At 41.3% G+C, this 22,232-nt stretch carries 24 protein-coding genes and 1 other annotated feature; of the genes, 23 read left to right on the forward strand and 1 reads right to left on the reverse strand.

Features of this window, described 5'->3' with window-relative positions; all coding sequences use genetic code 11:
* The first annotated feature begins 27 nt into the window (after window positions 1-27).
* The 13 genes from N8L33_RS07375 (at window position 28) to N8L33_RS07435 (ending at window position 12,488) form a co-directional block, all read left to right on the forward strand.
* Window positions 28-1,032, forward strand: coding sequence for a PhoH family protein (locus N8L33_RS07375; RefSeq protein ID WP_261059457.1), 1,005 nt, complete (start codon window positions 28-30; stop codon window positions 1,030-1,032).
* 106 nt (window positions 1,033-1,138) lie between these two features.
* Window positions 1,139-1,708: a GNAT family N-acetyltransferase gene (locus tag N8L33_RS07380; RefSeq protein ID WP_261059458.1), complete on the forward strand. Its 570-nt coding sequence runs from the start codon at window positions 1,139-1,141 to the stop codon at window positions 1,706-1,708.
* 65 nt (window positions 1,709-1,773) lie between these two features.
* Entirely contained in the window at window positions 1,774-2,412 is a 639-nt protein-coding gene (locus N8L33_RS07385) for a helix-hairpin-helix domain-containing protein (RefSeq protein ID WP_261059459.1), read from the forward strand.
* The gene (locus tag N8L33_RS07390) at window positions 2,396-4,636 is read left to right on the forward strand and encodes a DNA internalization-related competence protein ComEC/Rec2 (protein WP_261059460.1); all 2,241 of its coding nucleotides are present in this window, start codon (window positions 2,396-2,398) and stop codon (window positions 4,634-4,636) included. The genes N8L33_RS07385 and N8L33_RS07390 overlap by 17 nt, the downstream gene beginning before the upstream one ends.
* Before the next feature lie 348 nt (window positions 4,637-4,984).
* Window positions 4,985-5,572, forward strand: a complete 588-nt coding sequence (locus N8L33_RS07395; protein WP_261059461.1) for an ABC transporter ATP-binding protein — start codon at window positions 4,985-4,987, stop codon at window positions 5,570-5,572.
* A gap of 3 nt (window positions 5,573-5,575) precedes the next feature.
* A complete protein-coding gene (locus N8L33_RS07400) occupies window positions 5,576-6,760 on the forward strand; it encodes a hypothetical protein (protein ID WP_261059462.1) in 1,185 nt (394 codons plus the stop codon).
* A 160-nt stretch (window positions 6,761-6,920) separates the two neighbouring features.
* Window positions 6,921-7,052, forward strand: a sequence feature (ribosomal protein L20 leader region).
* Window positions 7,053-7,067: 15 nt separating this feature from the next.
* The gene (infC, locus tag N8L33_RS07405; RefSeq protein ID WP_000848180.1) at window positions 7,068-7,598 is read left to right on the forward strand and encodes a translation initiation factor IF-3; all 531 of its coding nucleotides are present in this window, start codon (window positions 7,068-7,070) and stop codon (window positions 7,596-7,598) included.
* Between the two features lie 32 nt (window positions 7,599-7,630).
* Complete coding sequence (rpmI, locus tag N8L33_RS07410) at window positions 7,631-7,831, forward strand: 50S ribosomal protein L35 (protein ID WP_001125943.1); 201 nt, start codon at window positions 7,631-7,633, stop codon at window positions 7,829-7,831.
* A gap of 51 nt (window positions 7,832-7,882) precedes the next feature.
* Entirely contained in the window at window positions 7,883-8,242 is a 360-nt protein-coding gene (gene rplT, locus N8L33_RS07415) for a 50S ribosomal protein L20 (RefSeq protein ID WP_000124834.1), read from the forward strand.
* Window positions 8,243-8,298: 56 nt separating this feature from the next.
* Window positions 8,299-8,679, forward strand: a complete 381-nt coding sequence (gene gloA / locus N8L33_RS07420; protein WP_000157153.1) for a lactoylglutathione lyase — start codon at window positions 8,299-8,301, stop codon at window positions 8,677-8,679.
* Window positions 8,680-8,927: 248 nt separating this feature from the next.
* Window positions 8,928-9,728, forward strand: coding sequence for a dihydroorotate dehydrogenase electron transfer subunit (locus N8L33_RS07425; protein ID WP_001070084.1), 801 nt, complete (start codon window positions 8,928-8,930; stop codon window positions 9,726-9,728).
* A complete protein-coding gene (locus N8L33_RS07430; protein ID WP_261059463.1) occupies window positions 9,691-10,677 on the forward strand; it encodes a dihydroorotate dehydrogenase in 987 nt (328 codons plus the stop codon). The genes N8L33_RS07425 and N8L33_RS07430 overlap by 38 nt, the downstream gene beginning before the upstream one ends.
* Before the next feature lie 98 nt (window positions 10,678-10,775).
* Window positions 10,776-12,488, forward strand: coding sequence for a glucosaminidase domain-containing protein (locus N8L33_RS07435; RefSeq protein WP_314725987.1), 1,713 nt, complete (start codon window positions 10,776-10,778; stop codon window positions 12,486-12,488).
* Between the two features lie 211 nt (window positions 12,489-12,699).
* Here N8L33_RS07435 and pavA read toward each other — a convergent pair whose 3' ends face one another.
* Entirely contained in the window at window positions 12,700-14,355 is a 1,656-nt protein-coding gene (gene pavA / locus N8L33_RS07440) for an Rqc2 family fibronectin-binding protein PavA (protein ID WP_261059465.1), read from the reverse strand.
* Window positions 14,356-14,459: 104 nt separating this feature from the next.
* On the opposite strand from pavA, the gene ybeY reads away from it, so the two are divergent.
* From ybeY to smpB, 10 genes are all read left to right on the forward strand, one after another.
* Window positions 14,460-14,957, forward strand: coding sequence for an rRNA maturation RNase YbeY (gene ybeY / locus N8L33_RS07445; RefSeq protein WP_101785183.1), 498 nt, complete (start codon window positions 14,460-14,462; stop codon window positions 14,955-14,957).
* Complete coding sequence (locus N8L33_RS07450; RefSeq protein WP_000378165.1) at window positions 14,938-15,333, forward strand: diacylglycerol kinase family protein; 396 nt, start codon at window positions 14,938-14,940, stop codon at window positions 15,331-15,333. The genes ybeY and N8L33_RS07450 overlap by 20 nt, the downstream gene beginning before the upstream one ends.
* 16 nt (window positions 15,334-15,349) lie before the next feature.
* Window positions 15,350-16,249: a GTPase Era gene (era, locus tag N8L33_RS07455; RefSeq protein ID WP_000143264.1), complete on the forward strand. Its 900-nt coding sequence runs from the start codon at window positions 15,350-15,352 to the stop codon at window positions 16,247-16,249.
* A gap of 48 nt (window positions 16,250-16,297) precedes the next feature.
* Entirely contained in the window at window positions 16,298-17,122 is an 825-nt protein-coding gene (gene mutM, locus N8L33_RS07460) for a DNA-formamidopyrimidine glycosylase (protein ID WP_261059466.1), read from the forward strand.
* Window positions 17,122-17,727 carry a dephospho-CoA kinase gene (coaE, locus tag N8L33_RS07465; RefSeq protein WP_261041359.1) on the forward strand — a complete coding sequence of 202 codons (606 nt, stop codon included), beginning with the start codon at window positions 17,122-17,124 and terminating at the stop codon, window positions 17,725-17,727. The genes mutM and coaE overlap by 1 nt, the downstream gene beginning before the upstream one ends.
* Entirely contained in the window at window positions 17,714-18,913 is a 1,200-nt protein-coding gene (locus tag N8L33_RS07470; protein ID WP_261059467.1) for a multidrug efflux MFS transporter PmrA, read from the forward strand. The genes coaE and N8L33_RS07470 overlap by 14 nt, the downstream gene beginning before the upstream one ends.
* Window positions 18,913-19,062 carry a 50S ribosomal protein L33 gene (rpmG, locus tag N8L33_RS07475; RefSeq protein WP_001809104.1) on the forward strand — a complete coding sequence of 50 codons (150 nt, stop codon included), beginning with the start codon at window positions 18,913-18,915 and terminating at the stop codon, window positions 19,060-19,062. Before N8L33_RS07470 ends, rpmG begins: the two co-directional genes overlap by 1 nt.
* Window positions 19,063-19,101: 39 nt before the next feature.
* A complete protein-coding gene (gene secG / locus N8L33_RS07480; RefSeq protein ID WP_000282517.1) occupies window positions 19,102-19,335 on the forward strand; it encodes a preprotein translocase subunit SecG in 234 nt (77 codons plus the stop codon).
* A 101-nt stretch (window positions 19,336-19,436) separates the two neighbouring features.
* Entirely contained in the window at window positions 19,437-21,791 is a 2,355-nt protein-coding gene (gene rnr, locus N8L33_RS07485) for a ribonuclease R (protein WP_261059468.1), read from the forward strand.
* Complete coding sequence (gene smpB, locus N8L33_RS07490; RefSeq protein WP_261059469.1) at window positions 21,754-22,221, forward strand: SsrA-binding protein SmpB; 468 nt, start codon at window positions 21,754-21,756, stop codon at window positions 22,219-22,221. The genes rnr and smpB overlap by 38 nt, the downstream gene beginning before the upstream one ends.
* Window positions 22,222-22,232 lie beyond the last annotated feature (11 nt).

Raw genomic sequence — 22,232 nt, forward strand, 5'->3', positions numbered from 1 at the left:
AATAAAAGAATTAGAGAGGTTCTTTATTTGAAGGAACATTCAATAGACATTCAACTGAGTCATCCAGATGACCTGTTTCATCTTTTTGGTTCCAATGAACGCCATCTTCGTTTGATGGAAGAAGAGCTTGATGTGGTGATTCATGCTCGTACGGAGATTGTCCAGGTTTTGGGAGAAGAGTCTGCTTGCGAGGAAGCTCGTCAGGTTATCCAAGCTCTCATGGTCTTGGTGAACCGTGGGATGACCGTTGGTACGCCAGATGTGGTGACTGCAATTAGCATGGTCAAAAACGATGAAATAGACAAGTTTGTCGCCCTTTACGAAGAAGAAATCATCAAAGACAATACTGGGAAACCTATCCGTGTCAAAACACTGGGTCAAAAACTTTATGTGGACAGTGTTAAACAGCATGATGTGACCTTTGGAATTGGGCCTGCAGGGACAGGGAAGACCTTCCTTGCAGTGACCTTGGCAGTGACTGCCCTTAAACGTGGGCAGGTCAAGCGAATTATCCTAACTCGTCCAGCAGTGGAAGCAGGAGAGAGTCTAGGTTTTCTTCCGGGTGATCTTAAGGAGAAGGTAGATCCTTACCTTAGACCGGTTTATGATGCCTTGTATCAGATTCTTGGCAAAGACCAGACGACTCGTCTCATGGAGCGTGAAATTATCGAGATTGCGCCCCTTGCCTATATGCGTGGCCGGACCTTGGATGATGCCTTTGTCATTCTCGATGAGGCGCAAAACACGACCATCATGCAGATGAAGATGTTCTTGACTCGTTTAGGCTTTAATTCTAAGATGATTGTCAATGGAGATATCAGTCAGATTGATCTTCCGCGTAACGTCAAGTCTGGTCTGATTGATGCTCAAGAAAAACTCAAGAACATCCATCAGATTGACTTTGTTCATTTTTCAGCCAAGGATGTGGTTCGCCATCCTGTTGTCGCTCAGATTATCCGAGCTTATGAACCAGCACCAGTTAAAAAAGAAGAGAGCGAAGAATTAGATCCTCAACCTCTATCTGAAGGATAGTTCTTTTGTACTTAAAGTTATCTCAATACCAAGTATAAATTTGCTTTTTAAATATTTCATTCAATATCCTTATCTTAGTTAGAAACTTTTCAAGTGGTGGAATCCTATGGAATCAATCTTTTTAAAACTAGCTCAGTATCCAATAGTAGATACAGAGCGTTTATTGCTTCGACCTGTAACCTTGGATGATGCGGAAGCAATGTTTGCCTATGCCTCGGATAAGGATAATACACGTTACACTTTTCTAACCAATCAAAATGTAGAAGAAACTAAAAATAATATTGCTCAGTTTTATCTTGCCAGTCCATTAGGGCGTTGGGGAATAGAACTGAAATGCAATGGCAAATTTATTGGAACCATTGACTTGCACAAGATTGATTCTGTTCTTAAGAAGGCAGCTATTGGTTATATTATCAATAAAAAGTATTGGAATCAAGGATTAACGACAGAAGCCAATCGTGCCGTGATTGAGCTAGCTTTTGAGAAAATCGGAATGAACAAGTTAGTTGCTTTACACGATAAGGCTAATCCCGCGTCAGGAAAGGTCATGGAGAAATCAGGAATGCGTTTTTCCCACGAAGAAGCTTATGCTTGTATGGACCAGCATGAAGAAGACCGAATCGTTACAAGAGTTCATTATGTCTTGACCAAGGAAGACCATTTTGCAAATAAATAAGCAGTTGAGAAGAAATTTTCAACTGTTTTTCTTCCTCTTACGAATAATCTAAGAGAGGAGAAAATATGGAAGCAATTATCGAAAAAATCAAAGAGTATAAAATCATTGTCATCTGTACTGGTCTGGGCTTGCTTGTAGGAGGATTTTTCCTGCTAAAGCCAGATTCACAAACACCTGTCAAGGAAACGAATTTGCAGGCAGAAGTTGCAGCTGTTTCCAAGGATTCATCGACCGAAAAGGAAGAGAAGGACGAATCGGTTGAACAAGATCTAATTACAGTAGATGTGAAAGGTGCTGTAAAATCACCAGGGATTTATGATTTGCCTGTAGGTAGTCGAGTCAATGACGCTGTTCAGAAGGCTGGTGGCTTGACAGAACAAGCAGATAGCAAGTCGCTCAATCTAGCTCAGAAAGTTAGTGACGAGGCTCTGGTTTACGTTCCCACTAAGGGAGAAGAGGCAGCTAGTCAACAGACTGGTTCTGGAGTGGCTTCTTCAACAAGCAAGGAAAAGAAGGTCAATCTCAACAAGGCCAATCTGGAAGAGCTTAAACAGGTCAAAGGATTAGGTGGCAAACGAGCTCAGGACATTATCGATCATCGTGAGACGAATGGCAAATTCAAGTCGGTTGATGAACTTAAGAAGGTCTCTGGCATTGGTGCTAAAACGATAGAAAAGCTAAAAGACTATGTTACAGTGGATTAAGAACCTCCCTATTCCCCTAATTTACCTGAGTTTTCTATTGCTTTGGCTTTACTACGCTATTTTCTCAGCATCCTATCTTGCTTTGTTGGGTTTCGTTTTTCTGCTAATCTGTCTTTTTTTCCAATTTGCTTGGAAATCTGCTAGTAAAGTTCTAATAATTTGCGGAATCTTTGGCTTCTGGTTTCTGTTTCAAAATTGGCAACAGAGTCAAGCTAGTCAAAACCTAGCGGATTCTGTTGAAAGGGTACGGATTTTGCCCGACACTATTAAGGTCAATGGTGACAGTCTATCCTTTCGTGGCAAGTCTGATGGACGCATTTTTCAAGTCTATTATAAACTCCAGTCCGAGGAGGAGAAAGAAGCCTTTCAAGCTTTAACAGATCTTCATGACTTGGAATTAGAAGGAAAGCTTTCGGAGCCAGAAGGGCAGAGAAATTTTGGTGGCTTTGACTACCAAGCCTATCTGAAGACTCAGGGAATTTACCAGACTCTCAATATCAAAAAAATCCAGTCACTTCAAAAGGTTAGCAGTTGGGATATAGGTGAAAACCTGTCCAGCTTACGTCGAAAGGCTGTGGTTTGGATTAAGACACATTTCCCAGACCCTATGCGCAATTACATGACAGGGCTTTTGCTAGGGCATCTGGACACTGACTTTGAGGAGATGAATGAACTCTATTCTAGTCTAGGAATTATCCACCTCTTTGCCTTGTCGGGCATGCAGGTAGGTTTTTTCATGGATGGATTTAAGAAACTATTCTTGCGATCAGGCTTGACCCAAGAAAAGTTGAAATGGCTGACCTATCCCTTTTCCCTTCTCTATGCTGGTATGACAGGATTTTCAGCTTCGGTCATTCGCAGTCTCTTGCAAAAATTACTGGCTCAACATGGTGTTAAGGGCTTGGATAATTTTGCCTTGACGGTTCTTGTCCTCTTTATTATCATGCCCAACTTTTTCCTGACGGCGGGAGGTGTTTTGTCTTGTGCTTACGCTTTTATCTTGACCATGACCAGCAAAGAAGGGGAGGGGCTCAAGGCTATTGCCAGAGAAAGTCTGGTTATTTCTTTGGGAATATTACCCATTCTATCCTTCTATTTTGCGGAATTTCAACCTTGGTCCATCCTTTTAACCTTTGCCTTTTCCTTTCTTTTTGACTTGGTCTTCTTACCGCTCTTGTCTGTCTTATTTGCCCTTTCCTTTCTCTATCCAGTCATTCAGCTGAACTTTATCTTTGAATGGTTGGAGGGAATGATTCGCTTGGTATCACAGGTGGCAAGTAGACCTCTGGTCTTTGGCCAACCCAATGCATGGCTTTTAATCTTATTGTTAATTTCCTTGGCTTTGATCTATGATTTGAGGAAAAATATCAAAAGAGTAGCTGGCTTTAGCTTACTTATTGTGGGTCTCTTTTTCTTGACCAAGCATCCACTGGAAAATGAAATTACCATGATGGATGTTGGGCAAGGGGAAAGTATTTTCCTACGGGATGTAACTGGGAAAACCATTCTCATAGATGTAGGTGGCAAGGCAGAATCTGATAAGAAAATTGAAAAATGGCAAGAAAAGGCGACGACCAGCAATGCCCAGCGAAGCTTGATACCCTATCTCAAAAGTCGTGGAGTAGCCAAGATTGACCAGCTGATTTTGACCAACACGGACAAGGAACATGTTGGAGATTTGTTGGAGGTGACCAAGGCTTTCCATGTAGGCGAAATTTTAGTATCAAAAGGCAGTCTGAAGCAGAAGCAATTTGTGGCAGAACTACAGGCGACTCAAACCAAGGTTCGTAGTATGTCAGTGGGAGAGAACTTGCCAATTTTTGGAAGTCAGTTAGAAGTCCTATCTCCAAGGAAAATTGGAGACGGAGGTCATGAAGATTCCTTGGTTTTGTATGGAAAACTCTTGGATAAGCACTTTCTCTTCACTGGAAATTTGGAGGAGAAAGGAGAGAAGGACTTGCTGAAGCACTATCCTGACCTAGAGGTGGATGTTTTGAAAGCTAGCCAACATGGCTCTAAAAAATCATCAAGTTCAGCCTTTCTAGAAAAACTCAAACCAGAGATGACTCTCATCTCAGTTGGAAAGAACAATCGAACGAAATTACCCCATCAGGAAACTTTGACACGACTAGAAACTATCAATAGCAAAGTTTACCGAACTGACCAGCAAGGAGCTATACGCTTTAAAGGATGGAATAGTTGGAAAATCGAAAGTGTTCGATAGGAAGGACAAATATTATATATTAGTAAAACAAACTAAAAATATGTTGCATAATAATGATAAAAACGATATAATGAAAGCGTCTTCAATATTAATGATATAAAATCATTAAAAATTAGCAAAAACCGTTTAATTAGTTAGTTTATGATCTATTGGTCTTTTTTAGTCCAGTGTATCTGCTGTGAGCGTCCTTAAAACTTATCGGTATGATTGGAAAGTATAGTACGAACTATCACAGTCTCGTTATGATAGCTATTCTGAGTATAAAGTTGGTTCTGGCTGGAATTACGATCGTTATGAGGTACTAAACTACTACAGCGGAGGCTATTAATCCAAAAAGGAGGACTGGATATGTTGCAGCTTACTCATGTGACCTTAAAAACGCGACAAGTCATCTTACAAGATGTTGATTTTACATTTGAAAAGGGTAGGATTTATGGTATTCTTGCTATAAATGGCTCTGGAAAGACGACACTGTTCCGTGCCATTAGCAATTTAATTCCTATAAGTAGTGGAAATATTGCAGCCCCTCCTTCTTTATTTTATTATGAGAGTATTGAATGGCTGGATGGAAACTTAAGTGGGATGGACTACCTTCGTCTTATCAAAAACATCTGGAAGTCAGGTCTGAACTTGATGGATGAAATTACCTATTGGGAAATGTCTGACTATATCAGCCTTCCCATTCGCAAGTATTCCTTAGGCATGAAGCAACGCTTGGTGATTGCCATGTATTTCCTCAGTCAGGCGAAATGCTGGCTCATGGATGAGATTACAAATGGCTTAGATGAGTATTATCGACAGAAGTTTTTTGATAGGCTGGCACAAATCGATAGACAAGAACAGCTGGTTCTTTTAAGTTCCCACTATAAGGAAGAGTTGCTTGATGTCTGCGATAGAGTAGTAACCATTCATCAGGGGCAAATAGAAGAGGTTTAGTTTATGAAAGATGTTAGTTTATTTTTATTAAAAAAAGTTTTCAAAAGTCGCTTAAACTGGATTATCTTAGCTTTATTTGTATCTGGACTCGGTGTTACCTTTTATTTTAATAGTCAGACTGCAAACTCCGTCAGCTTGGAGAGCGAGTTGGAAACCAGTCTTGTAAAAAATGAGAGAATCATCAATGAATATGAAGAGAAACTCTCCCAAATATCTGATACCAACTCGGAGGAATACCAGATTGCTAAAAATAATTTAGACGGGCAAAAAAATCTTTCGACTCAAAAGACAGAAATTCTGACTTTATTAAAAGAAGGGCGATGGAAAGAAGCCTACTATTTGCAGTGGCAAGATGAAGAGAAGGAATATGAATTGATATCAAATAACCCGACTATTAGCTCTGACTTTAAAATGGCGGTTGACCGCCAACGAAAGATTTACCAAGCCCTGTATCCCTTGAACATAAAAGCACATACTTTGGAGTTTCCGACCCACGGGATTGATCAGATTATCTGGATTTTAGAGGCTATCATCCCAAGTTTGTTTGTGATTGCTATTATTTTTATGCTAACGCAACTATTTGCAGAAAGATATCAAAATCATCTGGACACAGCTCACTTATATCCTTTTTCAAAAGTGGCATTTGCCATGTCCTCCCTTGGAGTTGGAGTGGGCTATGTAACTGTGCTGTTTATCGGAATCAGCGGATTTTCTTTTCTAGTGGGAAGTCTGATAAGTGGTTTTGGACAGTTAGATTATCCCTACCCGATTTATAGCTTAGTGAATCAAGAGGTAACTATTGGAAAAATACAAGATGTGTTATTTCCTAGCTTGTTACTAGCTTTCTTAGCTTTTATCATCATTGTGGAAGTAGTGTACTTGATTGCTTACTTTTTCAAGCAAAAAATGCCTGTCCTCTTTCTTTCACTCATTGGGATTGTTGGCTTATTGTTTGGCATCCAAACAATCCAGCCTCTTCAAAGGATTGCACATCTGATTCCCTTTACTTACTTGCGTTCAGTGGAGATTTTGTCTGGAAGATTACCTAAGCAAATTGATAATGTCAATCTAAATTGGAGTATGGGGATGTTCTTACTTCCTTGCCTGATTATCCTTTTGTTAGTGGGGATTCTATTTATCGAAAGATGGGGAAGTTCACGGAAAAAGGAAGTTTTTAATAGATTCTAGCTTTCCTATACAGAAAATAAGAAAAAACTAACATAGAGAGGGAATCACCTTGGTTCTCTCTTTTTGATGCGGAAACCAAGACAAAATACAAACAGAAACTTTTCAAAAAAATAACTTTTTATCTTGACAAGGGCTAGAAAACTTGGTATCATATAAAAGTTGAGAAAAGCAGAAGTGAGAGCTTCTCGCCTTGTGACATTAAGTTGCCTGGCCCTACGGATGAAAAGTTTCTAAGAAACGCTATCATAACGTGCGGGCTTGTATATTTACGAGTCCGCTATTGTTTTTCTCTAATAAAACAAAAGAGGTGAAAACCATAGCAAAGCAAGACTTATTCATCAATGATGAGATTCGTGTACGTGAAGTTCGCTTGATTGGTCTTGAAGGAGAACAGCTAGGCATCAAGCCACTCAGTGAAGCGCAAGCTTTGGCTGATAACGCTAATGTTGACCTAGTATTGATTCAACCCCAAGCTAAACCGCCTGTTGCAAAAATTATGGACTACGGTAAGTTCAAATTTGAGTACCAGAAGAAGCAAAAAGAACAACGTAAAAAACAAAGTGTTGTTACTGTGAAAGAAGTTCGTCTAAGTCCAACTATTGACAAGGGTGACTTTGATACAAAACTTCGCAATGCACGCAAATTCCTTGAAAAAGGAAATAAAGTTAAGGTATCTATTCGCTTTAAGGGTCGTATGATTACCCATAAAGAGATTGGTGCAAAAGTTTTAGCCGAGTTTGCTGAAGCAACTCAAGATATTGCCATCATCGAACAACGTGCTAAAATGGATGGACGTCAAATGTTCATGCAATTGGCGCCAGCGACTGACAAAAAATAATTGTCAGAAAGTTAAATAAAGGAGAAAAAATCATGCCAAAACAAAAAACACACCGCGCATCAGCTAAACGTTTCAAACGTACAGGTTCTGGTGGACTTAAACGTTTCCGTGCTTACACTTCTCACCGTTTCCACGGAAAAACTAAGAAACAACGTCGTCATCTTCGTAAAGCATCTATGGTGCATTCAGGAGACTACAAACGTATCAAAGCAATGCTTACTCGCTTGAAATAATAGTTTGACTGTAAGTAAACAATTCTAGGAAATATTTGGAGGAAATAAAACATGGCACGTGTTAAAGGTGGCGTTGTATCACGCAAACGTCGTAAACGTATTCTTAAATTAGCAAAAGGTTACTATGGAGCTAAACACATCTTGTTCCGTACTGCAAAAGAACAAGTAATGAACTCTTACTACTATGCATACCGTGACCGTCGTCAGAAAAAACGTGACTTCCGCAAATTGTGGATCACTCGTATCAACGCGGCAGCTCGTATGAACGGACTTTCATACTCACAATTGATGCATGGTTTGAAATTGGCTGAGATCGAAGTTAACCGTAAAATGCTTGCTGACTTGGCTGTTAACGATGCAGCAGCTTTCACAGCTCTTGCAGATGCAGCTAAAGCAAAACTTGGTAAATAATAACTGATGAGACTGGAACAGGATTGTCCAGTCTTTTTAAAAATAAAGGAGAAAATATGGCTTCAAAAATGTTACACACTTGCTTGCGAGTAGAAAATCTTGAAAAATCAATCGCATTTTATCAAGATGCATTTGGTTTTAAAGAATTGCGTCGCAGAGATTTTCCAGACCATGCCTTCACAATTGTCTATCTAGGACTTGAGGGTGACGACTATGAGTTGGAGTTGACTTATAACTACGATCATGGTCCTTATGTGGTGGGAGATGGATTTGCCCATATCGCTCTCAGTACACCTGATCTTGAGGCGCTTCATCAAGAGCACAGTGCCAAAGGCTATGAAGTTACTGAGCCAAATGGCCTACCAGGAACTGCACCTAACTATTACTTTGTCAAAGACCCTGATGGCTACAAGGTTGAAGTCATTCGTGAAAAATAATCTCGTGAGGTCAAGTAGAATGTTCGTTTTCTACTTGACTTTTTTTAGCTGAAAGAGTATACTAGTAAAAATTTAACCTTTAAGGGGAGTCCAGAGAGACTCACAAGGTGTCAGATAAAAGAATAGTGCAATTTTCTAGAGGAGACTTTTTGAGTGTGCTCTCTTGTGTTGTACGATTTTAACTGAGGCCTTGCACTAGCAAGGTCTTTTCTTTGTCTGGTCCCCTTAAAATTTAAGGAGGAAAAGTCATGAATCCCACATGTAAGAAACGTTTGGGTGCAATTCGTTTAGAAACCATGAAGGTGGTAGCACAGGAGGAAATCGCACCAGCAATCTTTGAATTAGTCCTAGAAGGAGAAATGGTTGAAGCTATGCGAGCAGGCCAATTTTTACATCTGCGTGTGCCTGATGACGCCCATCTTTTGCGTCGCCCTATTTCAATTTCGTCTATCGATAAGGTTAAGAAGCAGTGTCATCTCATTTATCGGATTGAGGGAGCTGGGACAGCTATTTTCTCAACCTTAAGTCAGGGAGATACTCTTGATGTGATGGGCCCTCAGGGGAATGGTTTTGACTTGTCTGACCTTGATGAGCAGAGCCAGGTACTCCTTGTTGGTGGTGGGATTGGTGTTCCGCCCTTGCTTGAGGTGGCCAAGGAATTGCATGAGCGTGGTGTGAAAGTAGTAACAGTTCTTGGTTTTGCCACTAAGGATGTTGTTATTCTCGAAAAGGAATTGGCTCAATATGGTCAGGTCTTTGTAACGACAGATGATGGTTCTTATGGCATCAAGGGAAATGTTTCCGTTGTCATCAATGACTTAGATAGTCAGTTTGATGCTGTTTACTCATGTGGGGCGCCTGGAATGATGAAGTATATCAATCAAACCTTTTATGACCACCCTAGAGCCTATCTATCTCTGGAATCTCGTATGGCTTGTGGGATGGGGGCTTGCTATGCCTGCGTCCTAAAAGTACCAGAAAGCGAGACAGTCAGCCAACGCGTCTGTGAAGATGGGCCTGTTTTCCGCACAGGAACAGTTGTACTATAAGGAGAAAATCATGACTTCAAATCGTTTACAAGTTTCTCTACCTGGTTTGGATTTGAAAAATCCGATTATTCCAGCATCAGGCTGTTTTGGTTTTGGTCAAGAGTATGCCAAGTACTATGATTTAGACCTTTTAGGTTCTATTATGATCAAGGCGACAACACTTGAACCACGTTTTGGGAATCCAACTCCTAGGGTGGCAGAAACACCTGCTGGCATGCTCAATGCAATTGGTTTGCAAAATCCTGGTTTGGAAGCTGTCTTAGCTGAAAAACTACCTTGGCTGGAAAGAGAATATCCAAATCTTCCTATTATTGCTAATGTGGCTGGTTTTTCAAAACAAGAGTATGCGGCCGTTTCTAGTGGTATTTCCAAGGTGGCTAATGTAAAGGCTATCGAGCTCAATATTTCTTGTCCCAATGTTGACCACTGTAATCACGGACTTTTGATTGGTCAAGATCCTGATCTGGCTTATGATGTGGTGAAAGCAGCTGTAGAAGCTTCTGATGTGCCAGTTTATGTCAAACTAACCCCTAGTGTGACCGATATCGTTACTGTCGCAAAGGCAGCAGAGGATGCAGGAGCAAGTGGATTAACCATGATCAATACTTTAGTTGGAATGCGTTTTGACCTCAAAACCAGAAAACCAATCTTGGCCAATGGAACAGGTGGAATGTCTGGTCCAGCAGTCTTTCCAGTAGCCCTCAAACTCATCCGCCAAGTAGCTCAAACAACAGATCTCCCTATCATTGGAATGGGGGGAGTGGATTCGGCTGAAGCTGCCCTAGAAATGTATCTGGCTGGAGCATCTGCTATTGGAGTTGGAACAGCCAACTTTACCAATCCTTATGCCTGCCCTGATATCATCGAAAATCTGCCAAAAGTCATGGACAAATACAGCATCAGCAGTCTAGAAAATCTACGCAAGGAGGTAAAAGAGTCTCTGAGGTAAACTGCAATCATTCTGTTCTTGATTTTTTATTAGTTTGTAATGTTGATTATAGAGAATTTTGATATAATGAAATGAGTAAGAACAGAGGAAGTAAATTAATGAAGAAGTTGAGATTTATTTTTTTAGCCCTACTATTTTTCTTAGTCAGACCAGAGAGTGCAATGGCTAGCGATGGTACTTGGCAAGGAAAACAATACCTGAAAGCAGACGGCAGTCAAGCAGCCAATGAGTGGGTTTTTGATGCTCATTATCAATCTTGGTTTTATATAAAAGAAGATGCTAACTATGCTGAAAATGAATGGCTGAAACAAGGTGACGACTATTTTTATCTCAAATCTGGTGGCTATATGGCCAAATCAGAATGGGTAGAAGACAAGGGAGCCTTCTATTATCTTGACCAAGAGGGAAAGATGAAAAGAAATACTTGGCTAGGAACTTCCTATGTTGGTGCAACAGGTGCCAAGGTAATAGAAGACTGGGTCTATGATTCTCAATACGACGCTTGGTTTTACATCAAAGCAGATGGACAACACGCAGAGAAAGAATGGCTCCAAATTAAAGGGAAGGACTATTATTTTAAATCTGGTGGTTATCTACTGACAAGTCAGTGGATTGAACAGACTTATGTGAGTGCTAGTGGTGCCAAAGTACAGCAAGGTTGGCTTTTTGACAAACAATACCAATCTTGGTTTTACATCAAAGAAAATGGAAAACATGCTGAGAAAGAATGGATTTTCGAGAATGGTCACTATTATTATCTAAAATCCGGTGGCTATATGGCAGCAAATGAATGGATTTGGGATAAAGAGTCATGGTTTTACCTCAAATCTGATGGTAAAATGGCTGAGAAAGAATGGCTATACGATGCTAAAAGTCAAGCCTGGTACTACTTCAAATCTGGTGGCTACATGGCGAAAAATGAGACTGTAGATGGTTATCAGCTTGGAAGCGACGGTAAATGGCTTGGAGAAAAAGCTACAAATGAAAATGCTGCTTATTATCAAGTAGTACCTGTCACAGCAAATGTCTATAATGCAGATGGTGAAAAGCTCTCCTATATATCGCAAGGTAGTGTCGTCTGGCTAGATAAGGATAGAAAAAGTGATGACAAGCGCCTGGCTATTACTATTTCTGGTTTGTCAGGCTATATGAAAACAGAAGATTTACAAGCACTAGATGCTAGTAAGGACTTTATCCCTTATTATGAGAGTGATGGCTACCATTTTTATCACTATGTGGCTCAGAATGCTAGTATTCCAGTAGCTTCTCATCTTTCTGATATGGAAGTAGGCAAGAAATATTATTCGGCAGATGGACTGCATTTTGATGGTTTTAACCTTGAAAATCCCTTCCTTTTCAAAGATTTGACAGAGGCTACAAACTACAGTGCTGAAGACTTGGATAAGGTATTTAGTTTGTTAAATATTAATAATAGCCTCTTAGAGAACAAGGGAGCTACCTTTAAGGAAGCCGAAGAACATTACCATATCAATGCCCTCTATCTCCTTGCCCATAGTGCCTTAGAAAGTGACTGGGGAAGAAGTAAGATTGCCAAAGATAAGAATAATTTCTTTGGAATTACAGCCTATGATACGACCCCTTACCTTTCTGCCAAGACATTTGATGATGTGGATAAGGGAATTTTAGGTGCAACCAAATGGATTAAGGAAAATTATATCGATAGGGGCAGAACTTTCCTTGGAAACAAGGCATCTGGTATGAATGTGGAATATGCTTCAGACCCTTATTGGGGCGAAAAAATTGCTAGTGTGATGATGAAAATCAATGAGAAACTAGGTGGCAAAGATTAGTCCTATTGTTGGATATGATTTGAGTGAGTAGTAATACTCTTCGAAAATCTCTTCAAACCACGTCAACGTCGCCTTGCCGTATAGATGTTACTGACTTCGTCAGTTCTATCTGCAACCTCAAAGCAGTGTTTTGAGCAACCTGCGGCTAGTTTCCCAGTTTGCTCTTTGATTTTCATTGAGTATAAGTTAAAAATCCTGATTTCAAGTAAAATCAGGATTTTTTCATGGATGTAATTTTTTCGGGGTCTGGTGTGACGCGGAGGGTCTTTTGTCCTGTGTAAGTGACAAAGCCGGGTTTTCCACCAGTTGGTTTATTGAGTTTTTTGACTTCAATCATATCTACCTGAACCAGATTTGACAGGCGACCTTGAGAGAAGTAGGCGGCTAGTTCTGCCGCGTCTGTCTTGACTTCATCAGATGGGTCAAGATTTCCTGAGATGACAACATGGCTTCCAGGAATGTCCTTGGCATGGAACCAAAGTTCCTCCTTGCGGGCCATTTTAAAGGTTAGCTCTTCATTTTGCAGGTTATTGCGGCCGACATAGATGATGGTTTTGCCATCGCTTGCTAGATATTGTTCTGGTTTTTTGCGTTTCTGGATTTTCTCCCGTTGTCTTCTGCGGATAAAACCTGTTTGAATCAATTCTTCACGGATTTCAGCGATTTCTTCCAGTCCAGCTTGGTTGAGAACGGTTTCTACACTTTCCAAATAGAGAATAGTTGCCTTGGTTTCTTCAATCAGATCAGTCAAGTATTTGACAGCTTCTTTGAGTTTCTGATACCGTTTAAAATAGCGTTGGGCATTCTGGTTGGGAGTCAGAGCCTTATCAAGCGCAATCGTGATAGGTTGGTTGGTGTAGTAGTTGTCTAGGATAACTTGGTCTTGATCGTTAGGCACTTGATGGAGGAAGGTTGTTAGCAATTCCCCTTTTTGGCGAAATTCTTCAGCATTGTCTGTCGCCAGTAACTCTTTTTCCTGTTTTTTGAGTTTGTGGCGGTTTTTCTGAAGTTCATTTTCAACACGACGAATGAGTTCACTGGCTTGCTGTTTGACACGGTCGCGCTCAGCCTTATCCTTATAGTAGGTGTCCAACAAATCAGAAAGATTGGCAAAAGGCTCTCCCACTTGATTTGCAAAAGGAACTGGACTGAAGGAAGTCTCAGTCAAGCATGGCTTGGTTTCTTGATTGAAAAAGTTTCGGAAAGCGGAAAGTTTTTCACTAACCAGTATCCTTTCCAATTCATTTGCCGTATCGCGTCCCAGACCTTGAAAGAGGCTTTGAAGATTTTTTGCTGTTAGTTCTTGGGTTTGCAGGATTTCAAAGAGCTTTTCATCCTTGATAGTAAAAGGATTGAGAGATACCGTACTTGGCGGAGCGATATAGGTCGATCCTGGAAGTAAGGTGCGGTAGCTATTTTGTGAAAAGCCGACGTGTTTGATAACTTCGAGGATTTTATGACTGCTTTTATCGACCAGTAGAATATTACTGTGTTTCCCCATAATTTCGATAATCAAGGTAGCCTGGATATGGTCTCCAATCTCGTTTTTATTGGAAACTGTAATTTCCACAATACGGTCATTTTCCACTTGCTCAATCGACTCAATCAGGGCCCCCTGCAAATACTTTCTCAAAACCATTATAAAGGTAGAAGGTTGGGCTGGATTTTCAAAAGTCGTTTGGGTCAGCTGAATGCGTCCAAAAACTGGATGGGCAGAAAGGAGCAGGCGATGGCTTTGGCGATTGCTGCGGATTTGCAAGACCAACTCTTGTTCAAAAGGCTGATTGATTTTCTGGATGCGACCATTCACTAATTCGCTTCGCAATTCCTCAACTATGTGGTGTAAAAAAAATCCGTCAAATGACATCGTTCTCTCCTTGTGATTGTATTCCATAGTATTATATCAAAAAGGTAGAATAAAATCATGGAAATGTGGTATAATAAAGCCAAGTAAAGAGAAACGAGAAGCACATGTATATTGAAATGGTAGATGAAACTGGTCAAGTTTCAAAAGAAATGTTGAAACAAACCCAAGAAATTTTGGAATTTGCAGCCCAAAAATTAGGAAAAGAAGACAAGGAGATGGCAGTCACTTTTGTGACCAATGAGCGTAGTCATGAACTCAATCTGGAGTACCGTGACACAGACCGTCCGACAGATGTTATCAGCCTTGAATACAAGCCAGAGTTGGAAATTGCCTTTGACGAGGAAGATTTGCTTGAAAATCCGGAATTGGCAGAGATGATGTCTGAGTTTGATGCCTATATTGGGGAACTGTTCATCTCTATCGATAAGGCTCATGAGCAGGCCGAGGAATACGGCCACAGCTTTGAGCGTGAGATGGGCTTCTTGGCAGTACACGGCTTTTTACATATCAACGGCTATGATCACTACACTCCAGAAGAAGAAGCGGAGATGTTCGGTTTACAAGAAGAAATTTTGACAGCCTATGGACTCACAAGACAATAAGCGAAAATGGAAAAATCGTGACCTGATATCCAGTTTAGAATTTGCTCTTACAGGAATTTTTACTGCTATCAAGGAAGAACGCAATATGCGAAAACATGCAGTGACGGCTCTAGTGGTCATCCTTGCAGGTTTTGTTTTTCAGGTGTCACGAATCGAATGGCTCTTTCTCCTATTGAGCATTTTCTTGGTAGTAGCCTTTGAAATTATCAACTCTGCTATTGAAAATGTGGTAGATTTGGCCAGTCACTATCACTTTTCTATGCTGGCTAAAAATGCCAAGGATATGGCGGCTGGCGCGGTATTAGTGGTCTCTCTTTTCGCAGCCTTAACAGGCGCATTGATTTTTCTCCCACGAATCTGGGATTTAATATTTTAAACAGTAAGAGGAAATTATGACTTTTAAATCAGGCTTTGTAGCCATTTTAGGACGTCCCAATGTTGGGAAGTCAACCTTTTTAAACCACGTCATGGGGCAAAAAATTGCCATCATGAGTGACAAGGCGCAGACAACGCGCAACAAAATCATGGGAATTTACACGACTGATAAGGAGCAGATTGTCTTTATCGATACCCCAGGGATTCACAAACCTAAAACAGCTCTCGGAGATTTCATGGTTGAGTCTGCCTACAGTACCCTTCGTGAAGTGGACACCGTTCTTTTCATGGTACCAGCTGATGAAGCGCGTGGTAAGGGAGACGATATGATTATCGAGCGTCTCAAGGCTGCCAAGGTTCCTGTGATTTTGGTGGTGAACAAGATTGATAAGGTTCATCCAGACCAGCTTTTGTCTCAGATTGATGATTTTCGTAATCAGATGGACTTTAAGGAAATTGTTCCAATCTCAGCCCTTCAAGGCAATAACGTGTCTCGTCTAGTGGATATTTTGAGTGAAAATCTGGACGAAGGATTCCAGTATTTCCCGTCTGATCAAATCACAGACCATCCAGAACGATTCTTGGTTTCAGAAATGGTTCGCGAGAAAGTTCTGCACCTAACTCGTGAAGAAATTCCGCATTCTGTTGCAGTAGTAGTGGATTCTATGAAACGAGATGAAGAGACAGACAAGGTTCACATCCGTGCAACCATCATGGTCGAGCGCGATAGCCAAAAAGGGATTATCATCGGTAAAGGTGGTGCTATGCTTAAGAAAATTGGTAGCATGGCTCGTCGTGATATTGAACTCATGCTAGGAGACAAGGTCTTCCTAGAAACATGGGTCAAGGTCAAGAAAAACTGGCGCGATAAAAAGCTAGATTTGGCTGACTTTGGCTATAATGAAAAAGAATACTAAGTAGAGGTGGGCACATGCCTGCTTCTTGTTTTTACAGAAGGAGGATTTATGCCTGAATTACCTGAGGTTGAAACCGTTCGTCGTGGCTTAGAAAAATTGATTTTGGGTAAGAAGATTTCGAGTATAGAAATTCGCTATCCCAAGATGATTAAGACAGATTTGGACGAGTTTCGAAAGGAAGTGCCTGGTCAAGTTGTTGAGTCAATGGGACGTCGTGGTAAATATTTACTTTTCTACCTGACAGACAAGGTCTTGATTTCCCATTTGCGCATGGAAGGCAAGTATTTTTATTATCCGTATCAGGTTCCTGAACGCAAGCATGCCCATGTTTTCTTTCAGTTTGCGGATGGTGGCACGCTTGTTTATGAGGATGTTCGCAAGTTTGGTACTATGGAACTCTTGGCTCCTGACCTTTTAGACGCCTACTTTATTTCTAAAAAATTAGGTCCTGAACCAAGCGAACAAGACTTTGATTTACAGGTCTTTCAAGTAGCTCTATCTAAGTCTAAAAAACCTATCAAATCACATCTCCTAGACCAGACTTTGGTAGCTGGACTTGGCAATATCTATGTGGATGAGGTTCTCTGGCGAGCTCAGGTTCATCCAGCTAGACCTTCCCAGACTTTGACAGTAGCAGAAGCGACTGCCATTCATGACCAAACCATTGCTGTTTTGGGACAGGCTGTTGAAAAAGGTGGTTCCACCATTCGGACCTATACCAACGCTTTTGGTGAAGATGGAACTATGCAGGATTTTCATCAGGTCTATGACAAGGCTGGCCAAGAATGTTCACGTTGTGGTACCATCATTGAGAAAATCCAACTAGGTGGACGTGGAACCCACTTTTGTCCAAACTGTCAAAGGAGGGACTGATGGGAAAAATCATTGGAATCACAGGAGGAATTGCCTCTGGTAAGTCAACCGTGACAAATTTTCTAAGAAAGCAAGGCTTTCAAGTGGTGGATGCCGACGCGGTTGTCCACCAACTACAGAGACCTGGTGGTCGTCTGTTTGAGGCTCTAGTCCAGCACTTTGGTCAAGAAATAATTCTAAAAAACGGAGAACTCAATCGCCCTCTCCTAGCTAGTCTTATCTTTTCAAATCCTGAGGAACGGGAATGGTCTAGGATAACTCAAGGAGAGATTATCCGTGAGGAACTAGCTACATTAAGAGACCAATTGGCTCAGACAGAAGAGATTTTCTTCATGGATATTCCCCTACTTTTTGAGCAGGACTACGTCTCTTGGTTTGATGAGACTTGGTTGGTCTATGTGGATCGAGATATCCAAGTAGAACGCTTAATGAAAAGGGATCAGTTGTCCAAAGATGAAGCTGAGTCTCGTCTGGCAGCCCAGTGGCCTTTAGAGAAAAAGAAAGATTTGGCCAGCCATGTTTTAAACAACAATGGGAATCAGGACCAGCTTCTTACTCAGGTGTTCTCCCTGCTTGAGGGAGGTAAGCAAGATGACAGAGATTAACTGGAAGGATAATCTGCGTATTGCCTGGTTTGGTAATTTTCTGACAGGAGCCAGTATTTCCTTAGTTGTGCCTTTTATGCCCATCTTTGTGGAAAATCTAGGTGTAGGGAGTGAGCAAGTCGCTTTTTATGCAGGTTTAGCTATTTCTGTCTCTGCCATTTCTGCAGCACTTTTCTCTCCTATCTGGGGTATCCTTGCTGATAAATACGGTCGAAAACCCATGATGATTCGTGCTGGTCTGGCCATGACTATCACTATGGGGGGATTGGCTTTTGTGCCAAATATTTATTGGCTAATCTTTCTTCGTTTACTGAATGGTGTATTTGCGGGTTTTGTTCCCAATTCAACGGCCTTGATAGCCAGTCAGGTTCCCAAGGAGAAATCAGGAACTGCCTTAGGTACTTTGTCTACTGGCGTAGTTGCAGGTACTCTAACTGGTCCCTTTATTGGTGGCTTTATCGCAGAATTATTTGGTATTCGTACTGTTTTCTTACTGGTTGGTAGTTTTCTGTTTTTAGCTGCTGTTTTGACTATTTGCTTTATCAAGGAAGATTTTCAACCAGTAGCCAAGGAAAAGGCCATCCCAACAAAGGAATTATTTACATCAGTTAAATATCCCTATCTCTTGGTCAACCTCTTTCTGACTAGTTTTGTCATCCAATTTTCAGCCCAATCAATCGGCCCTATCTTAGCTTTGTATGTGCGCGACTTAGGCCAGACAGAGAATCTTCTCTTTGTATCTGGTTTGATTGTGTCCAGTATGGGCTTTTCCAGCATGATGAGTGCAGGAGTCATGGGAAAGCTAGGTGACAAGGTGGGGAACCATCGTCTCTTGGTTGTAGCCCAGTTTTATTCAGTCATCATCTATCTTCTCTGTGCCAATGCTTCTAGCCCCTTTCAACTAGGCCTCTATCGTTTCCTCTTTGGATTGGGAACCGGTGCCTTGATTCCCGGAGTTAATGCCCTTCTCAGCAAGATGACGCCCAAAGCTGGTATTTCGAGGGTCTTTGCCTTTAATCAGGTATTCTTTTATCTGGGCGGTGTCGTTGGTCCCATGGCAGGTTCTGCAGTAGCAGGTCAATTTGGCTACCATGCTGTCTTTTATGCGACAAGCCTTTGTGTTGCCTTTAGTTGTCTCTTTAACCTGCTTCAATTTCGAACATTATTAAAAGTAAAGGAAATCTAGTGCGAGTAAAAATTAATCTCAAATGCTCCTCTTGTGGCAGTATCAATTACCTAACCAGTAAAAACTCCAAAACCCATCCAGACAAGATTGAGGTTTTAAAGTATTGTCCCAAGGAAAGAAAAGTAACCCTACATCTTGAATCTAAGTAGATTTTATGGTAAAATAATAGGGATTTTAAGGAGTTTGATATGTATAACCTATTATTAACCATTTTATTAGTATTATCTGTTGTGATTGTAATTGCGATTTTCATGCAACCAACCAAAAACCAATCCAGCAATGTATTTGATGCCAGCTCAGGTGATTTGTTTGAACGCAGTAAAGCACGCGGATTTGAAGCTGTAATGCAGCGTTTGACAGGGATTTTAGTCTTTTTCTGGCTAGCCATTGCCTTAGCATTGACGGTATTATCAAGTAGATAAGAAAATAATGGGCAGGACTAGGTCTTTGCCTCTTTTTATTTTTAAAGGATATTTGAGAAGGTTTTGCAGTAAAAGAAAATTAAAAAATCTAGAAAGAAAATATGAAAGATAGAATAAAAGAATATTTGCAAGATAAAGGAAAGGTGACTGTCAATGATTTGGCTCAGGCTTTGGGAAAAGACGAGTCCAAGGATTTTCGTGAGTTGATTAAAACCTTGTCCCTAATGGAAAGAAAGCACCAGATACGCTTTGAAGAAGATGGAAGTCTAACTTTGGAAGTCAAGAAAAAACATGAGATTACTCTCAAGGGGATTTTTCATGCCCATAAAAATGGCTTTGGTTTTGTTAGTCTGGAAGGCGAGGAGGACGACCTTTTTGTAGGGAAAAACGATGTCAACTATGCTATTGATGGTGATACCGTTGAGGTCGTTATCAAGAAAGTCGCTGACCGCAATAAGGGAACAGCAGCAGAAGCCAAAATTATTGATATCTTAGAACACAGCCTGACAACAGTTGTCGGCCAAATCGTTCTAGATCAGGAAAAACCTAAGTATGCGGGTTACATCCGTTCGAAAAATCAGAAAATCAGTCAACCCATCTATGTTAAGAAACCAGCCCTTAAACTCGAGGGAACCGAAGTTCTCAAGGTCTTTATCGATAAATACCCAAGCAAGAAACATGATTTCTTTGTCGCTAGTGTCCTCGATGTGGTGGGGCATTCAACGGATGTCGGAATTGATGTTCTTGAGGTCTTGGAATCAATGGACATTGTATCCGAGTTTCCAGAAGCTGTTATCAAGGAAGCAGAAAGTGTGCCTGATGCTCCGTCTCAAAAGGATATGGAAGGTCGTCTGGATCTAAGAGATGAGATTATCTTTACCATTGATGGTGCTGACGCCAAGGACTTGGACGATGCGGTGCATATTAAGGCTTTGAAAAATGGCAATCTGGAGCTTGGAGTTCACATAGCAGACGTTTCCTACTATGTGACCGAGGGTTCTGCCCTTGACAAGGAAGCCCTTAACCGTGCGACTTCTGTCTATGTGACAGACCGTGTGGTTCCAATGCTTCCAGAACGACTGTCTAATGGAATTTGCTCCCTCAATCCTCAAGTTGACCGCCTGACCCAGTCTGCCATTATGGAGATTGATAAACATGGTCGTGTGGTCAATTACACCATTACACAAACAGTTATCAAGACAAGCTTCCGTATGACCTATAGTGATGTCAATGATATCCTAGCTGGCGACGAGGAAAAGCGACAAGAATATCAGAAAATTGTTCCTAGTATCGAACTTATGGCCAAGCTTCATGAAACTCTAGAAAACATGCGTGTGAAACGTGGAGCCCTCAATTTCGATACCAATGAAGCCAAGATTTTAGTGGATAAACAAGGTAAGCCTGTTGATATCGTTCTTCGTCAGCGTGGTGTTGCCGAGCGCATGATCGAGTCCTTTATGCTGATGGCCAATGAAACAGTTGCTGAGCATTTTAGTAAGCTGGATCTACCTTTCATTTATCGTATCCATGAGGAGCCTAAGGCTGAAAAAGTTCAGAAGTTTATTGATTATGCTTCGAGTTTTGGCTTGCGCATTTATGGGACTGCCAGTGAGATTAGCCAGGAGGCACTTCAAGACATCATGCGTGCTGTTGAGGGAGAACCTTATGCAGATGTATTGTCCATGATGCTTCTTCGCTCTATGCAGCAGGCTCGCTATTCAGAGCACAATCACGGGCATTATGGTCTAGCGGCTGATTATTACACTCACTTTACCAGTCCGATTCGTCGTTATCCAGACCTTCTTGTTCACCGTATGATTCGGGATTACGGCCGTTCTAAGGAAATAGCAGAGCATTTTGAACAAGTAATTCCAGAGATCGCGACCCAGTCTTCCAACCGCGAGCGTCGTGCCATTGAGGCTGAGCGTGAAGTCGAAGCCATGAAAAAGGCTGAGTACATGGAAGAATACGTAGGCGAAGAGTACGATGCGGTTGTGTCCAGCATTGTCAAGTTTGGTCTCTTTGTCGAATTGCCGAACACAGTTGAAGGCTTGATTCACATCACCAATCTACCTGAATTTTATCATTTCAACGAACGTGATTTGACTCTTCGTGGGGAGAAATCAGGAACAACTTTCCGTGTCGGACAGCAGATTCGTATTCGGGTTGAAAGAGCGGATAAGATGACAGGTGAAATTGACTTCTCTTACATCCCAAGTGAGTTTGATGTGATTGAAAAAGGCTTGAAACAAGCTGGTCGCAAAGACAGAGGGCGTGGTTCAAATCGTCGTCCAGATAAGAAGGAAGATAAGAGAAAATCAGGACGCTCAAATGATAAGCGCAAGCATTCACAAAAAGACAAGAAGAAAAAAGGAAAGAAACCTTTTTACAAGGAAGTAGCTAAGAAAGGAGCCAAGAATGGCAAAGGGCGAGGGAAAGGTCGTCGCACAAAATAAAAAGGCGCGCCACGACTATACAATCGTAGATACGCTAGAAGCAGGAATGGTCCTGACTGGAACTGAAATCAAGAGTGTGCGAGCTGCTCGAATCAATCTCAAGGATGGCTTTGCCCAAGTGAAAAATGGGGAGGTCTGGTTGAGCAATGTTCATATCGCTCCTTACGAAGAGGGCAATATCTGGAACCAGGAACCAGAACGTCGTCGCAAACTCCTGCTCCATAAGAAACAAATCCAAAAATTAGAACAAGAGACTAAAGGGACAGGTATGACCCTGGTTCCCCTTAAGGTCTATATCAAAGATGGCTATGCCAAGCTCCTTTTAGGCCTAGCTAAAGGGAAGCATGACTATGATAAAAGGGAGTCTATCAAACGACGTGAGCAGAATCGCCATATTGCGCGCGTGATGAAAGCAGTCAACCAGCGATAAAAAGAGGAATG

Origin of the sequence: Streptococcus mitis, from assembly GCF_946188695.1 — a bacterium.
Classification (GTDB): Bacteria; Bacillota; Bacilli; order Lactobacillales; family Streptococcaceae; genus Streptococcus; species Streptococcus mitis_DF.